At 51.4% G+C, this 16,052-nt stretch carries 15 protein-coding genes; 14 read left to right on the top strand and 1 reads right to left on the bottom strand.

The features are described from left to right. Nucleotides 1–41: 41 nt before the first annotated feature. The 11 genes from ACEPST_RS02695 to ACEPST_RS02645 all read left to right on the top strand — a co-directional run bounded on the left by ACEPST_RS02695 (nt 42) and on the right by ACEPST_RS02645 (nt 12,343). Nucleotides 42–233 carry a hypothetical protein gene (locus ACEPST_RS02695; protein WP_204121547.1) on the top strand — a complete coding sequence of 64 codons (192 nt, stop codon included), beginning with the start codon at nt 42–44 and terminating at the stop codon, nt 231–233. A 489-nt stretch (nt 234–722) separates the two neighbouring features. Then, a complete protein-coding gene (locus ACEPST_RS02690; protein ID WP_395409162.1) occupies nt 723–1,655 on the top strand; it encodes an alpha/beta hydrolase in 933 nt (310 codons plus the stop codon). Nucleotides 1,656–1,843: 188 nt separating this feature from the next. Beyond that, nucleotides 1,844–2,767, top strand: coding sequence for a dihydroorotate dehydrogenase (locus ACEPST_RS02685; protein ID WP_204121545.1), 924 nt, complete (start codon nt 1,844–1,846; stop codon nt 2,765–2,767). Between the two features lie 303 nt (nt 2,768–3,070). Then, nucleotides 3,071–4,318 carry an MFS transporter gene (locus ACEPST_RS02680; RefSeq protein ID WP_204121544.1) on the top strand — a complete coding sequence of 416 codons (1,248 nt, stop codon included), beginning with the start codon at nt 3,071–3,073 and terminating at the stop codon, nt 4,316–4,318. Nucleotides 4,319–4,958: 640 nt separating this feature from the next. Beyond that, on the top strand, nt 4,959–5,885 hold the full coding sequence (locus tag ACEPST_RS02675; protein WP_203646765.1) for a metal ABC transporter solute-binding protein, Zn/Mn family: 927 nt from the start codon (nt 4,959–4,961) through the stop codon (nt 5,883–5,885). After that, nucleotides 5,885–6,586, top strand: a complete 702-nt coding sequence (locus tag ACEPST_RS02670; RefSeq protein ID WP_204121543.1) for a metal ABC transporter ATP-binding protein — start codon at nt 5,885–5,887, stop codon at nt 6,584–6,586. Before ACEPST_RS02675 ends, ACEPST_RS02670 begins: the two co-directional genes overlap by 1 nt. Next, nucleotides 6,579–7,376: a metal ABC transporter permease gene (locus ACEPST_RS02665; RefSeq protein WP_204121542.1), complete on the top strand. Its 798-nt coding sequence runs from the start codon at nt 6,579–6,581 to the stop codon at nt 7,374–7,376. The genes ACEPST_RS02670 and ACEPST_RS02665 overlap by 8 nt, the downstream gene beginning before the upstream one ends. Before the next feature lie 756 nt (nt 7,377–8,132). Beyond that, nucleotides 8,133–8,972: a pur operon repressor gene (gene purR / locus ACEPST_RS02660; protein ID WP_125765471.1), complete on the top strand. Its 840-nt coding sequence runs from the start codon at nt 8,133–8,135 to the stop codon at nt 8,970–8,972. 16 nt (nt 8,973–8,988) lie between these two features. Continuing rightward, nucleotides 8,989–10,368, top strand: coding sequence for a bifunctional UDP-N-acetylglucosamine diphosphorylase/glucosamine-1-phosphate N-acetyltransferase GlmU (gene glmU, locus ACEPST_RS02655; RefSeq protein WP_204121541.1), 1,380 nt, complete (start codon nt 8,989–8,991; stop codon nt 10,366–10,368). Between the two features lie 83 nt (nt 10,369–10,451). Next, nucleotides 10,452–11,432, top strand: coding sequence for a ribose-phosphate diphosphokinase (locus ACEPST_RS02650; RefSeq protein ID WP_395390486.1), 981 nt, complete (start codon nt 10,452–10,454; stop codon nt 11,430–11,432). A 557-nt stretch (nt 11,433–11,989) separates the two neighbouring features. Beyond that, the gene (locus ACEPST_RS02645) at nt 11,990–12,343 is read left to right on the top strand and encodes a DUF3899 domain-containing protein (protein WP_203646771.1); all 354 of its coding nucleotides are present in this window, start codon (nt 11,990–11,992) and stop codon (nt 12,341–12,343) included. A 110-nt stretch (nt 12,344–12,453) separates the two neighbouring features. On the opposite strand, the gene ACEPST_RS02640 is transcribed toward ACEPST_RS02645, so the two are convergent. Continuing rightward, nucleotides 12,454–13,350, bottom strand: coding sequence for a LysR family transcriptional regulator (locus tag ACEPST_RS02640; protein WP_204121540.1), 897 nt, complete (start codon nt 13,348–13,350; stop codon nt 12,454–12,456). A gap of 168 nt (nt 13,351–13,518) precedes the next feature. On the opposite strand from ACEPST_RS02640, the gene ACEPST_RS02635 reads away from it, so the two are divergent. The 3 genes from ACEPST_RS02635 to ACEPST_RS02625 all read left to right on the top strand — a co-directional run bounded on the left by ACEPST_RS02635 (nt 13,519) and on the right by ACEPST_RS02625 (nt 16,047). Beyond that, a complete protein-coding gene (locus tag ACEPST_RS02635) occupies nt 13,519–14,997 on the top strand; it encodes an FAD-dependent oxidoreductase (protein WP_204121539.1) in 1,479 nt (492 codons plus the stop codon). Beyond that, nucleotides 14,997–15,554 carry an NADPH-dependent FMN reductase gene (locus tag ACEPST_RS02630; RefSeq protein ID WP_203639466.1) on the top strand — a complete coding sequence of 186 codons (558 nt, stop codon included), beginning with the start codon at nt 14,997–14,999 and terminating at the stop codon, nt 15,552–15,554. Before ACEPST_RS02635 ends, ACEPST_RS02630 begins: the two co-directional genes overlap by 1 nt. A gap of 199 nt (nt 15,555–15,753) precedes the next feature. Then, nucleotides 15,754–16,047 (top strand): helix-turn-helix transcriptional regulator, encoded by a 294-nt coding sequence (locus tag ACEPST_RS02625; RefSeq protein ID WP_204121538.1) that lies wholly within the window; start codon nt 15,754–15,756, stop codon nt 16,045–16,047. Nucleotides 16,048–16,052 lie beyond the last annotated feature (5 nt).

Raw genomic sequence — 16,052 nt, 5'->3', positions numbered from 1 at the left:
GGCCGCCGAAGTCGCGCATAGTCTCGGTGGAGGTGAGTATTATGGCTGTAGATAGCCTGAACCTATTGATAGATAAGCAGTTAGCCGACAAAGTAGATGGTATTCTCGAGACCAACAATCTGACGGCAGAAGAACTGGTTAAGACCCTGTACGCGCAAATTGGCACGGAAAAAGCCGTTCCTGACCTAACTGCCTTCGTCAAAAGCCAATTAGCGAGAACTGAAACGAAATAGTTAAGGAGACAACTCACCCTATTTTTTCAAGTGAATTAGTGGCACCAGCGATAAATTTTCGGTACAGTAAGGGTAGAACATTGGCCAGGGATTGTGGCAATTACAGACAGGTGATTAACCATTAAAAGTAACAAATCCTGAACCAATGACCTGAATGAGCGACGACGGGAGAAACAGGCGTTGATCGTAGGAATCGTGGAAATACATAATCAATGTTAGTGACCAGAGGTAGGTCAAGGTGACCAGCTGTGTCGGTGGTCTTGACTGAGTGATTTTCTCAGTCTAGAGCACGGGACGACCTGAGAGACTGGTGGTTTTCCAGGCTTTCAGGCGAAGTGCAGGACCGCACCTCAGGCCGGAACCGTTCCCCACAGCAGGGCACCTTGAGCCTACCGTCGGGAACGACTGATTTGGCCCATTTTCACGATTTCGGAGACAATCCCGGTTTAGCCCGGATCAAGCAGATTAAGTAGAAATGGGGTAGTGATGATGAAGACTTGGCAAAAGGTCGTTGGTGGCGTGGCCGCACTGTCTGCGGTGGGGGCCGTGAGCGTGTTAGGTGCCGCAGCCGGCCTGTATTTATCGGCCACGCGGTCCTATGCCCGCAGCCGGCAACAGTCAAAGGAACGAGCCATCGGTGAGAATACGGCGGCTGACAATGTGTGGTACTTGCGGCACAATCCCGTCGAGTGGACGCAGACCAGTCAAGATGGCCTGTGTTTACGCGCGAGCTGGATTGCGGCGGACCAGCCGGCGACCAAGGTCGCTATCCTGGCCCACGGTCTCGGTCACGCTCGGGAACAAATGATTCCCTGGGCGCGCGCCTTTCATGACTGGGGTTACGCAGTTTTGATGCCGGACGCTCGGGCACATGGTGAAAGCGACGGTCATACGATTGGCTACGGTTGGACGGACCGGCAAGATTATCAAGGCTGGATCAACCAGGTGATCGCACAGAATGGGAACGACAGTCAAATTGTCATGCTGGGTATTTCCATGGGCGCAGCGACGGTCATGGCCACGGCTGGAGAAAACCTGCCAAGTAACGTGAAGGCCATCATCGCTGACTCGGGTTACGCGTCCGTCTTGGGCGAGGCCCGTTTCCGGATGCGGCACGAATTTCACGTGCCGACCCAGCCAACGCTGGCGATTGCCGACCAGTATTCCCGGTTGGGCGATTACCGCTTGGCGGACGGCGACATTGCCGGGCAGCTGAAGAAGAGTCAGATTCCACTACTCCTGATTCAGGGCGCCAAGGATGAGACGGTGCCGATTGAAAACTTGGACTTGCTCTACCAAGCAGCGGCCGGTCCCAAGCAGAAATATCGTGATCCGGATGCCGCTCACATTGCGACGCGAGAGGATGATCCGGTAGCCTATGACCAGTTGGTCGCGGATTTCTTAGCGCCGTATATTAAATAGAAAAAATTGGTGTTGGACGTGTCTGCCCGTGGTTAGGGGAGCACGTCTTTTTTTGCCGCCAAATTTTGGGTTGACGGCCACGCATTTCGGCGGTATTCTACGATTAATTTAATTTCAGTTTGGCCAGAGGTCCAGTGAGACCGGCCAAACGTTTTCAGCAAGACATTAACGTATCACGGGAGGATATTATGTCGACAATTAATGTGCAGTTACCCGGGCTTGATTTGAAGAACCCCATCATCCCAGCGAGTGGGACGGCGGCTTATGGTCAAGGCCTGGCCCAACATTTTGACTTGAATGAACTAGGGGCGCTGGTGATTAAGTCCACGACGCTGGAGCCGCGCCTTGGTAACCCCAAGCCCAACGTGACGGAAACGTCGGCGGGATGGATGAACGCCATTGGGCTGACCAATCCGGGTATCGAAGCCGTGATGGCGGACCGTTTACCGTGGTTGGCCACGCACTACCCAGACCTGCCGATCATCGGCAGCGTGGCCGGCAGCACGTTTGCCGAGTACGTGGCGGTGGCCCAGCGGCTGACCCAGGCGCCCAACGTGCACGCCTTAGAAATCAACATTTCCTGTCCCAACGTGGCGGCCGGGGGCTTGGCCTTTGGCACGGACCCCGAGTTGGTGCAAGACCTGGTCGCCCAAGTGGTGGCAGTAACGACGAAGCCGGTCTACGTGAAATTAACGCCGAACGTGACGGACATCACGGTGATTGCCCAGGCAGCAATCGCGGGTGGGGCCAGTGGCCTGACGATGATCAACACGTTGACCGGACTCCAACTGGATTTAACCACCCGGCACCCGACCCTGAGTAACGGCACGGGTGGCTTGTCTGGCGCGGCGATTCACCCCTTAGCCGTTCGCATGATTCACCAGGTGCGTGCCGTGACGGACGTGCCCATCATCGGGGTCGGCGGTGTTATGCGACCGGAAGATGCCATCGAATTCTTCTTGGCGGGTGCCAACGCCGTGCAGGTCGGGGCGGCCACGTACGGCAACCCCTGTGCCTGTCGCGACATTGCCCGGGCATTACCGGCAACGCTAGCGAAATACCACTTGCCAGATTTGATGACGTTGACGCGGGAACAGGCGCAGCGAAGGTAAGATTTAGATAAAAATAAGGCAGTGGTCTCAGAAATTTCTTCAGGATTTCTGAGATCACTTTTTAATTTGCGAGAAAAAATAGGATTTGCGTGGCATTGCGAATTGGTTATTTATGTAACAATTACAAATATTAGAATGTGTCTCATTGTTTTTTAATAAACAAAAGGTTTACACTGAGCTAAAGTTTACAAAATATTGTCTTAGTAAAAGCTGTGGTTGTGCGTTAAAACTATGAATTATGGTTTTAAGATACAAGTCGAAGACAAATAAAAATGAGAATATCAGAACCTGAGGATGGTGCGTATGATTAATGTCTTGAAGAACAAATCGGTCGAGGTACTATCCTTGGCGAACATATTTGAAACCTTAGGGGTTAGTATCTTCAATATTGTTTTGCTGACGTATGCGAAGACCTACGCTAATCCAGCGATTATGGTGTCGGTCGTTTCAATTGCAACCGTGGTGCCAGGGACTCTGGGATTTGTGATTGGCTTTTTAGCGGATCACGTCATCCACAAAGATCGTATGCTAGTTTTGACCAAGGTGATTCAAGCCGTGTTGTATCTGGTATTGGCCCTGGTGATTGATGCACGCACACTGGTTGTCTTTACGGTTGTCGTGGCCATTAACTTAGTCTCGGATTGTTTGGGATTTCTGAGTAGCAGTCTACGTTTGCCAGTCATTCGCGAACGGGTAGCCCGGGACGACCGCCAGCAGGTCCTAGGCTTAAACCAAAGTATTGCCTCCCTCTTACAGCCGGTCGGCCAGTCGATTGGGGTTTTCGTGCTCGCAGCGACGCATGATTACGCGCTGGCTGCTTTGATTAATGCCGGGACATTTCTCATTGCAGCACTGATTCTCTTCATTGGACGGCGGGCCATTCACATCGCACCGGCTGTTCTCCCGCAACCGCAGACTGAGACGGAGAAGGGCCCCAGCCTGTGGCAAAAAATGAGTACGATTTTAGGCCAGTCTTCGGGAGTCAGCATCGTTCGTTTGTTGGTGGCAGTGGTGATCGTCAATGCAGTGGGGGCTAGTGTGGATGCGGTGATTAACCTCTACTTGTTGGATCAGGGTAAAGCAACTGGGCTACCGTTTGGCGTTGCCATTTTGATTGTGAATATTTTGTTTGTCATTGGCACCGTGTTGGGCAGTACGCTGCGGTTGAAGTTTCTTGACCGCCAGTCGTTCAAGGTAGTGATGGTGGAAACGATTGGGGTGATGGTTGTCCTTTACCTAAACTTCTTATGGATTCAAAATTATGCGCTGCTGGCCATTTTGATGTTCGCTATTGCGTTTGGCTTGGGCAATATGAATCCTAAACTGTATGCGCAGGTGATTAGTATTGCCGACCAGAACTTGGTGGGAACTATTTTCGGCACGGTCAGTTCGCTGGTCACGGTAGCCGCACCGGTCGGGAGTGTCGGCATCGTGTTGATTTACAATGCGGTTTCGCCAGCCGCCGCGTACTGGGTGTCGATTGTGATTTTGGTGCTGGGTACGGTGATTTTACTGACGGGTAAATCAACCAAGCCGGCAGAGACTGTTTAGGCACTCTCAGTTCAACGAATCTGTAGTAGGTGTGCTTGGTTTGGAGTGGTCGGATTAGTAGGGTTCTTCCATAAAGTAATGAACGAGTCAGTCCACCAGTCGGGCTGGCTTTTTACATTTGTGCAAAGTTTCCATCCCGTCGCCCGAAAGCTGTTGACAAGTTTTCAATTTCTGGTAAACTACTAAACGGTAATCATTACTGTTTACATAAAGATATGTTTGTTCAAAGTTCTGGTTAGTGTGCCTATTCGTGTCATAATAATTGTGCGAATGGTTAGTCAGCGTACGCGTTGCCTAGCGTTTCCAATCTAACGGTGAAGAATAGTGCCAGAACTTAAGTGATACCTAACACTAATCTTCGATTGGTGCACTACCGTAGCCGCAGGCAGCCAGGGATGGAGTCAGCTGTGTCGATGGTGTTAACGGCCGTCCTTTGGCCGTTTACAGCATGGGACGACTTGAGAGACTGCTGAACTTTGGCAGGCTTTCAAGCGAGGTGGAAGCCCGTTCTTTGGCTGGAACCGGGCCCCACAGCAGGCGGAATCCCTGGAGGCCGGAGGCGACCAAGTTATATCCGGTTTCCAGTGGTGATCAATGTTAGCAACAAAGTAATGGATATAAAAATGAAGTAAAGATGGGGATGACGGACTTGCGAAAACAAATAGGACGACTGAAAGGCCTCCGGTGGCTAGCACTGGTGGCCAGTTTGGTGGCGGTTTTCACCTTGGCAGGGTGCCAAGCGACGACCCAGCCCAAGCAGTCCGGCAAAATCAACGTGGTGGCGACGCTGGGATTTTACGGCGAAGCGGCGGAAGCGATTTTAGGCGACCAAGGCAACGTCCACACGATTATCAACAGCCCCAGTATCGACGCCGAGAGTTATGAGCCGGACGTGAAGACGGCTAAGCTGGTCGCTAAGGCCAACGTGGTGGTCGAGAATGGTCTAGGCTACGATAGTTGGATGGACCGCGTGGTGGCCGCAAATGAGGGCTCTGGGACGCAGACCTTGTCGATTGGCAAACTCATGGGCAAGACCACGGGGGATAATCCCCATCTGTGGTCGGACCCAACCGTGATGACGCAGGTCACACAGCGGTTGGTCACTCAGTTTAGCCGCATCTCACCCAAGCACGCAGCTGATTTCAAACGCCGTGGGGCCGCTTACGAGAAGCAACTGGCCGTGTTAACGAAAACGGCTAAGCAGATCAAGCGTCACGCCCACGGGCAGAAGGTCGCTGTGAGTGAACCAGTCTTTGATCTGGCGTTGACCGCGATGGGCTACCAGGTCAGCGACGGTCATTTTGCCCAATCCATCGAGGAGGACAGTGACCCGACACCGGCCGACATCACCCAATTACAAAAGCAGATCAAGCACCACCAAATTGCCTTTTTCGTGGAGAATACCCAAAACTCCAGTAAGAACGTGACCGCCATGGTCCAGCTCGCCCATAAGTACCACGTGCCTGTGGTTCAGGTGACCGAGACCATGCCGACCCACCAAACGTACCGGACCTGGATGCTACAACAGTATCGCCAGGTCCAACGGATTCAGGAGGAGAATCGCTAATGACGGAACCAGCCATTTTAAAACTTGAAAATTTAGGCGTGACTTTCCCCAACCACCCGGTGTTTACCAACCTTAACCTGACGATTCATCAGGGGGAGTTCTGGAGCATCGTTGGGAAAAATGGGGTCGGGAAGACCACGCTGATGCGCGCCATCCTACACCAATTACGGCCGACGACGGGGAAGGTTTCCTACCTGCCCAACGCCGCGGGGGTGAAGATCGGTTATGTCCCGCAATTTCGCAACATCGACAGCGATTATCCGTTGACCATCAAGGACTTCGTGGGCCTCAACCTGACCGGCTGGAAGTGGCCATGGTTGTCGCGAAAGGAGCATGTGGAAATCGAACACATTTTAGCGGAAACGGGACTGACGAAATTGGCGAAGCGGCCAATTGGCCAGGCGTCCGGTGGGGAGCGGCAGAAGGCCTACCTCGCACAGGCGTTGGTGGAATCGCCGAACCTGTTAATTTTGGACGAGTCGACGGCCAGTCTGGATCCGGTCACCAAGACCGAGTTGCTGGACCTGGTCATCGAGTTGAATCAGCGGCTTCATCTGACCGTGCTCTTCGTGACGCACGATATTCCGATGGCCCGTAAATATAGTTCACAATACCTGATGCTAACGCCAGCCGGCGCCGAACAGGGACCCATCAGTGGCTTGACGCAGGAAAAGGTCTGGGAGGGCGAGAAGAATGTTTAGTTATGAATTTATGCGCAACGCCTTCGCGGCCGGCACCATTATCGCCATCATCTGCGGGATCATGGGCGTCTTCGTAATTGCCCGGAACATGTCATTTTTGACGCATACGTTGTCTGAAATCGGCTTCTCCGGCGCAGCCTTTGGGGTCTTCGCTGGCTGGGCACCACTGAATGGGATGCTCCTGTTCACGGTCATCAGTTCGGTCATCGTGGGTCAGCTGAGTGCCCGCAGTGAACGGCGTGAGGCGGCCACCAGTGCCATCTCCGCGTTGTTTATTGGGCTGGGAATTCTGTTCCTGTCGCTCGCTAATAAAAACGCCAGCTACGCCACTAGCATCCTGTTCGGGAGTGTCATCGGCATCAGTGCCAGCGACGTCCGGCAAATGTTGTGGCTGTCGATTCTGGTCCTGATTATCGTGTTCGTGATCTACCGGTTCCTGAAATTTGATTCGTTCGACCACACCGGTGCCCGGGTCAAGGGACTGTGGACCAACACGCTGTCCATCACGTTCTTGGTGCTGGTCGCGCTGAGTGTCAGTGTCGCCGCCCAAATCGTGGGTTCCCTGTTGATCTTCATCCTGTTGACCTTACCAGCCGCAACGGCGAAATACTTCGCCCACACGGTCGGCGGCATGATGATCTTGGCGGTCGGTTTAGCCCTAATCGGCGTCTGGGCGGGCCTCACCCTGAGTTACGTGACTAACTACCCCGTGTCCTTCTTTATCGCCGCCATTGAAGCCGTTTTTTACTTTTTGGCGCTGGGCTGGCAGAAGCTGCAGACAGCGGAATAGAGTGCGGAGCGAGCCGTTTAGGTCCTGAGCATTAACGTCGACTAAGTGATGACCCCGGGTTTGGGTCATTGCTTAGTCGGGGTTAAGCGCAGGGACCTGGCTCGTGTAGCACGTTTCAGAGGACGCCAGGACCGAAAAGGGTTCCGTGAAGAACAAGATTGACGACCTAAGCAATCCAATCGTTGCCCGCACCAAACAACACTCAAATAAATTAAGCTAAAAACCAAAGAGCTGGCCAAACTGGTCAGCTCTTTTTCCATACCCAGCGGTAGTCACAAAGCAGTTAATCAATATTGACGGCAAATTAAGTGTGCAAAGAACAAACCCACAGCCAGAAAGTCAACGCCACCAAGAATCACAAAGACAACTGTCAGTGACCAGAGGCGGGTCAAGCAGCCCAGCTGTGTCGGCGGTCTTAGCTGAGGTTTCTCACTCAGCTTAGTCCGCGGGACAACCTTTGAGACCGCCTTTTGGCTCAAAGTTGAGTTGGAAGCCCGTTTCACAGGCTGGAACCGGCCCCACAGCAGGGCGCCTTGAGCGCACCGCCGGGAACGAACTTAACAGTCAGTCCAGTAATTTGTGGGTGGCGTAGACCAATCGCCCAACGAAATCGTCAAAAACATGGAAAATATCCAGCCGATTTCTTAAATTTCCGCAAGTAATGTGAATTCTCACGAAAATGTAACGAAAAACCCGAACATTTATGCTAAAATTGGCTTTACAATTAACTCTAAAGAAATAGTTGAGGTGAAGAAGTTGAAAGTCAGAAGAAGTGACCGGTTGGTTGATATGACCCGGTATTTGTTGGAACGGCCGCATCAATTAGTCTCATTGACATTTTTTGCAGCGCGTTATGAGTCGGCTAAGTCTTCCATCAGTGAAGACCTGACCATTTTGAAACGCACCTTCCAAGCACGGGGGACGGGTCTCCTGGAGACGGTTCCCGGCGCTGCTGGTGGGGCACGGTTCATTCCCTACATTTTGCGGGAAGAAGCCGAACAATTTGTTGATGAAATGCGGACCGAACTGTCCGAAGCTGACCGCTACCTGCCAGGGGGCTACGTTTACATGTCCGATATCCTGGGGCGGCCTTCAGCTTTGCGTCAAATTGGGCGAATCTTAGCGACCCAGTACTTGAATCAGAACGTGGACGTCGTTGTGACGGTTGCGACGAAGGGAATTCCGTTGGCTCAGAGTGTTGCCAACTACCTGAACGTACCATTTGTCATCGTGCGCCATGATTCACAAATCACGGAAGGCTCGACCGTTAGTGTGAACTACGTGTCCGGCTCAACCAAGCGTATCGAGCGGATGGCACTGTCTAAGCGCAGTGTGAAGCCAAACTCACGCGTGTTGATCGTCGACGATTACATGAAGGGTGGCGGGACCGTTGGTGGTCTGCGCTCCTTGGTCGATGAATTTGATTCACAATTGGCTGGCGTGGCCGTCTTTGCCGAAGGCGATTTCGCCGGGCAACGGACCGTTAGCAAGTACACGTCGTTACTGAAGATTCAGACGGCGGACGAACAGATTCGCGTTTCACAAGGGAACTACTTGACCCAAATCTTTGGCGACGAAAATTCCCAATTAAATTAGCTAGGAGATATTTGGAATGACTACCAGAAATACCATTATCCTCGCTGCCGGCAAGGGCACCCGGATGAAGTCGAAACTGTACAAAGTGTTGCATCAGGTGTGTGGGAAGGCCATGGTCGACCACGTGTTGACCCAGGTCGAACAGACCAAGATGGATAAAATCGTGACGGTCGTGGGCTACGGTGCCGACGACGTGGAAGCCACGCTGGGCAAGCGGACGCAATACGCGTTGCAAGCCAAGCAAATGGGAACCGGGCACGCGGTCCTACAGACGGAACCGATGCTCAAGGATGAAGAGGGGACCACGCTGATTGTCAGTGGGGACACGCCTTTATTCCGGGCAGAGACCTTCGATGACCTCTTTGCTTACCACGAAGCTAAGCACGCGGCGGCCACTATTTTGACCTCCGTTGCGCCAGATCCTACCGGTTACGGCCGGATTGTCCGCAACAACATCGGCATTGTCGAGAAGATTGTGGAACAAAAGGATGCCAGTTCCGAAGAACAAGAAATTCACGAAATCAATACTGGGGTTTACGTTTTCGACAACCAAAAGTTGTTCAAGGCCCTTCACGAAACCTCTAACAATAACGCGCAGGGGGAATACTACCTGACCGATGTTATTGAAATCTTAAAGCGCCAAGGTGACATTGTCGCAGCCTACCAAATGACTGACTTCGATGAATCCATGGGGGTTAACGACCGAGTTGCCTTGTCTGCGGCCACGAAGATCATGCGCAAGCGGATCAACGAAGCCCACATGCGCAACGGGGTTACCCTGATCGACCCAGAAACGACCTACATCGATGCCGGCGTGAAGATTGGTGCCGACACCATCATTGAACCTGGCGTGCTGTTAAAGGGAGACACGGTGATTGGTGACGACTGCTACATCGGTGCGCACTCTGAATTACGGAATGCCAAATTGGCCGATCACGTGACGGTCACGTCTTCTCTGTTGGAAGACTCCGACATGGCGACGGGCTCAAACATTGGTCCTAACAGTCATTTGCGGCCAGAATCACACATCGGGCCAAAGGTTCACCTTGGCAATTTTGTCGAAGTGAAGAAGGCCACGATTGGTGAGGGCACCAAGGTGGGTCACCTGACTTACGTTGGGAACGCCGAGCTGGGCAAGAACATCAACGTCGGTTGTGGGGTGGTCTTCGTCAACTACGACGGCAAGAACAAGCACGAGACGGTCGTGGGCGATGACGCCTTCATCGGTTCTAACTCGAACTTGGTTGCGCCATTGGATGTGGCGGATCACAGTTTCATCGCTGCCGGTTCAACGATTACCGACGCCGTAAATAAATACGACATGGCAATTGCCCGGGAACGTCAGACAAATAAGCCTAATTATTATCAAAAACTGCCATATCGTGGCGAAGATTAAGCCGAAGGTCTTGTGTTTCCCGACCCGATAGCATAAAATTGTTGTAGGAAATTCAGGCAGACTATAGGCTATTGGAGGAAATTATGGCTACGCAATATTTTGACCCTAAACTAAAGATTTTTGCGTTGAACTCCAACAAACCGTTGGCAGAAAAAATTGCTAACGAAGTTGGTGTCGAATTAGGGAAAACCTCGGTGGACCGATTCAGCGACGGCGAAATTCGAATTAACATCGAACAGAGTGTGCGGGGCAGTCACGTTTACGTGATTCAGTCCACGTCAGCACCCGTCAACGATAATTTGATGGAACTGTTGATCATGATCGATGCGTTACGACGGGCAAGTGCGGCTACCATCAACGTGGTCATTCCGTACTACGGCTACGCGCGGCAAGATCGTAAAGCGCGTTCCCGCGAACCAATCACGGCGAAATTAGTCGCTAACATGTTACAAACGGCTGGCGTGACCCGGGTCTTAGCATTAGACCTGCATGCTGCCCAAATTCAAGGATTCTTCGACGTCCCAGTCGACCATTTGATGGGCGCGCCGCTCTTAGCGGACTACTTCATCAACAGTGGTTTGGCTGAAAATGCCGTTGTTGTCTCACCTGACCATGGTGGCGTGACGCGGGCACGGGCGTTGGCTGAATTCTTGAAGGCCCCAATTGCCATCATCGACAAGCGGCGGCCAAAGGCGAACGTAGCTGAAATCATGAACATCATCGGTGATGTCAAAGGCAAACGTTGCATCATGATCGATGATATGATTGATACGGCCGGAACGATTACTTTGGGTTCGCAAGCCTTAATGGATGCGGGCGCCAAGGAAGTCTACGCTAGCTGTACCCACCCAGTCTTGTCTGGCCCAGCCATTGAACGAATCGAGAAATCACCAATCAAGAAATTGGTTGTGACGGATTCCATTCAATTGACCGCCGACAAGCAAATTGATAAGATCGAACAAATTTCAGTCGGTCCGCTGATTGGTCAAGCCATCAAGCGAATCAACGAAAACCGGCCAGTCAGCCCATTGTTCAAGAACCGTTTCCGGAGTCACAAACAATAAAAAAGATACGGAGAGACTCAAGTGGCGCGGTGGTGCGTGGCTTGGGTCTTTTTTAGAGTGCGGAGCGAGCCGTTTAGGTCCTGAGCATTAACGTCGGTTCAGTGATGACCCCGAACTTGGGTCATTGCTGAACCGGGGTTAAGCGCAGGGACCTGGCTCGCGTAGCACGTTTCAGAGGCCGCCAGGACCAGAATAGTGCCATGGAGAACCAGACAAATGGTCTAAAGCAATTTAGATGGAATGCTTGGGATCATTGCTTAGTCGGGGTTAAGCGCAGGGACCTGGCTCGTGGAGCACGTTTCGGAGGCTGCCAGTATCGGGATAGTTCCGTGGAGAACAAGTCCAGATCACTAAAGCAATATTGTTGTCTGGGATATTTTCTTAGTCGGGTTAAGCGCAGGGACCTGGCTCGCGTAGCACGTTTCAGAGGCCGCCAGTATCGGGATAGTTCCGTGGAGAACCAATTTAACGCACTAAACGAGTATAATATTAACCACAAACCAGCACCACCAACCGAAAATCACCAAATAACCAAGTCAAAACAAAGGATGAAGCGAATGAAAAACTGGAAAAGAGCGGCGACCGGAACCGTAGCGGCGGGGCTGTTAGTTGCGTTAGTCATGAAAATTTTAGGCCAATCGTTTATGGTCATTGGGAACCTCTTGTTCATGGTGGGCTTGGTACTCATCATGTTCGGTGGCATTTGCGTTTTGGCTAAAGGTCATTTGTTTACCGGATGGCGGCACCTCTGGCATCGCAAGGAAAAGGTAGAGCCACTGCCAGGGGAAAAGGTGCCGGTGCGGCAAGTGGCTAGTACGAAGAACGCGCCCATCGTGGTCAACACGTTGGCCCGCTTCGGACTAGTTAGTGGTGCCTGTTACCTGATCTTAGGGGTCGTTTTTACAATTTAATTTGTTTCGAAGAGTCCTTGGTCGTGATGACTGCGGGCTCTTTTTTTTGACGAAGATTGTTGGCAAAATAAAAAATCGCCCAAATAGTTGGCGATTTTGGCAAAGTCAGTTTAGTTGGTTTGCTTGAGGTGTAAGAGATCGTGCAAAGCTGGATTTTTGTTTTGGGGGTCATAGACCATGACAATTTGATAGTGTTGCGAGTCCAGGGCAAAGGGCCGGTAAACGATGTCCGGGGTGTCGGCGGGACCATTTTCTAAGAGGCCAGCTGGATAGAATGCCACGGCTTGATTGAGGGCTACCAGCAATTGCATGTGTTCGATGCTGGACACGCGTTGCACGTGGTCAGCCTGTTGACCCTGAGGCAGGCTGGCGAGAAAGCTTTCCAGTAGAAAAGTTGAGCTTTCAGGGGTGTAGTATAAAATTGGCATTTCCTGTAGGTCAGCCACGTTGATTTTGGCCTGTTGGGCGAGGGGATTATCCCGGCTGAGGCCCAAGACCATTTCGCCGGTGAAGACGGGGAGTACGGTGAGACCGGTTGTTTCTGGAAGGGCAGCCTTCCCATAGACAATCGAGTAAGCAATGTCCAAGGAGCCCCGGTGAATACTCTTGATTAGATGCTCATTGCTTTCCTCACGAACGGTGACGTGAACGTCGGGATAGTTTTGGCTCAGGGCATGGACATCGTTCTTTAGCAAATGACTCTCAAAAATGGAGAAGTAACCAATCTGAAGCGTTTGACTGGTGAGTCGGTCCAGTCCGTGAAGCTCGTGAACGGCATTGTTGTAATGATTCACAATGTCTTGGGCCTCTGCCCAGAAGAATTGGCCTTGCGTATTGAGCGTGATGGCGTTGGCTTTACGTTGAAAGAGGGTGACGCCTAGCTCGGACTCAAGTTGCCGAATCTGTTTGGAGACAGCACGTTGCGAGATGAAATGCCGGTCGGCAACCTGCTTGAAACTGCCGTATTGCGCGACTTCGAGAAATAAATGAAGATGTTCTAAATCCACGATGCTTCCTCCTAGGGGTCTTATTTGGTTCGCCTGACGAATTCTTTTGTGACTATATTAACATATATTAACAGGTTAGAATGAAGTCATTCGTTAATCAATTAGTTCAACCGATATTTTTTTATAACCTATTGTGTATAAATTCACTAACAAAATGGAGGAATAATGATGTCTATCCCAAATGAAAAAAGTTACGATGTTGTCGTTGCTGGGACTGGTGCTGCCGGTATGTCAGCCGCTTTGACCGCTGCACAACAAGGCCTAAAGGTTTTATTGCTGGAAAAGGGTCACACGACTGGTGGAAGCAGTAACTATACGGAAGGCTTGTTCGCCGTTGATTCTTACTTACAAAAGGACGCTGGCATTCACGTTTCTGGGACGGAAGTCTTAAAGGAAGAAGTCGCCTACTCCAAGTACAAGGCTGATTCCAGAATTTGGCGGAAGTATGTCGATGCTAGTGCCGATAACGTGCAATGGTTAGCCGACCAAGGCGTTGAGTACGAAGGCGTTCAAGCAATGGGCGACGGTGAAGCCACCTGGCACATTTACAAGGGGATGGGGAACCAAGTCATTCACGGTGCCCTGCAGCCTAAAGCCGAAGAAGCTGGTGTCGAAATTTTAACGTCAACCTCAGCCCAAGGTCTGCATCGCAATGACAACGGTGAAATCGTGGCCGTTGATGTGAAGGATGAAGATTCTGGTAAAGTCGTTGAGATTCAAACACCTGCAGTTGTCATGGCCACGGGTGGTTACCTCAACAACCCTAAGATGATGTCAGAGTTAACGGCCTACGACACGGACCGGTTGATTCCCGTTAGTTCTGGTAAAGGGACTGGCGATGGGTTACAAATGGCCTGGGATGCGGGCGCTAAGCCTTCTGGTACGGGGACTGCAATGCTTTTTGGCGGTTACTTGAAAGATCCAGACGAACCTTCATTCAAGTTCATGGGATCACAAATGAACGCAGCAGCCGGCCAACAACCTTTGCTGTGGGTCAACGAAAAGGGTGAACGTTTCGTTGATGAAAGTGTCGTTTACAACTTCTCCTACGCGGGTAACGCTATGTACACCCAAAACGCCGTCTACAGTATTCTGGATCAAGGCGTCATCGACCGGATGGCCACTGAAGGAAACTTCATGGGCTTAGGCGTTTACGTTAAGCGTGGTGAAAAGATGACGAAGCTCCAAGACGAAATTGATGCCGCCGTTGCTGCTGACAAGCCATTTATTTTCAAGGCGGACACGTTAGAAGAGTTGGCTGAGAAGATGGAACTGCCTGTCGCCCAACTTAGCCAGACAATTCACCAATACAATCAATCAGCCGAAAAAGGTGAAGATGACTTGTTTGGGAAGGATGCGGCCTACATGGTGCCGGTCAACCAAGGACCTTACTACGGCTTCAAGCTGAACACGGGGGCCTTCTGTACGATGGGTGGTCTACAAGTGACGCCAGAAAATGAAGTTCTGGATAACGATGGCCAAGTGATTCCTGGGCTGTACGCGGCCGGAAATGATTCTTCTGGTTTGGTTGGGGACACCTATGGTCCGAACATGCCAGGGACGTGTGTGGGTTACGCCTTCTATTCAGGGCGGAATGCCGGCCAAAGCATTGCCAGCTATTTAAAAGTGGCAGAGGAGACGGCCTAATGAAAATTATTGGTTTAGTTGGCAATAACGCCGACTTCTCTTACAATCGCTTATTGCTACAGTTCATGGCCCAGCATTTTACGACGGACGTGACGATTGAGGTACAGGAAATTAAAGAGCTGCCTTTATTCAACGAATCAACGGCCCAACCAACGCCGGCGTGTGTCGTTGCCATGGCAGATAAGATTGCGGCGGCAGACGGCGTGGTCATTGCGACACCAGAATATGACCACTCGATTCCAGCCAGCCTCAAGAATTGTTTGGAATGGCTGTCCTACGCGGCACACCCCTTTGCGGATAAGCCCGTGATGGTGGTCGGTGCATCACTCGGTCAACAGGGGACGTCATTCGCCCAAACGCAGTTACGAGAAATCTTAAACTCCCCTGGGTTGAATGCGCACGTTCTGTCAGGAAATCAATTTATGATGGGCTTCGCAAAACAACAATTCAACGAAGCCGGTCAGTTAACCGATGACCGGACACTGAAATTTTTGACGACGTGTTTTGAAACGTTCCAGCAGTTTATTCAAGCACACCGGTTAGTTCCAGCCGAATAGGCGAGTTAAATAGATCAGCTATATGGGACACTTCCAGTTAGGGGTGTCCTTTTTGCGTGGTCGTCTAGGGGATTAACTAGCCTGATAGCCAATACGATTCCCCTATTCAGCGAACGTTTGTTCTGATATAGTAGGCCATACACCAGAACAAACTGGCGATATTACAGGGTTTATAGGTAGGTTGAAGGAGGTTGTTACATTGGTCAGAAAAGGTTTTCCCTTGAATCGGGATTATGTGTCAAAACCGGGAGAGATATTGGCGGAATCATTAGCGGCTTTAGGAATTTCACCAGGCGAATTGGCCCATCGAACCGCCACATCGCCCGATTACGTTGCGGCGGTTCTGCGCGGGGATGCACAGATAACGGTGGCGTTTGCAGAAAATCTGGCGGGCATCATAGAGATGAAGCCCGCATTTTGGCTGCGACTGGATAAGAATTACCAGTATTTCAGGCAGCATGGCCGTGAAATGCCACCCCATTTGAAAAAATAGGCCAA

Source organism: Levilactobacillus sp. FUA 3915 (assembly GCF_044053135.1).
Taxonomy (GTDB): domain Bacteria; phylum Bacillota; class Bacilli; order Lactobacillales; family Lactobacillaceae; genus Levilactobacillus; species Levilactobacillus lanxiensis.
The sequence above is the reverse complement of the archived record's forward strand: the minus strand, read 5'-3'. Positions and strand labels throughout refer to the sequence as shown.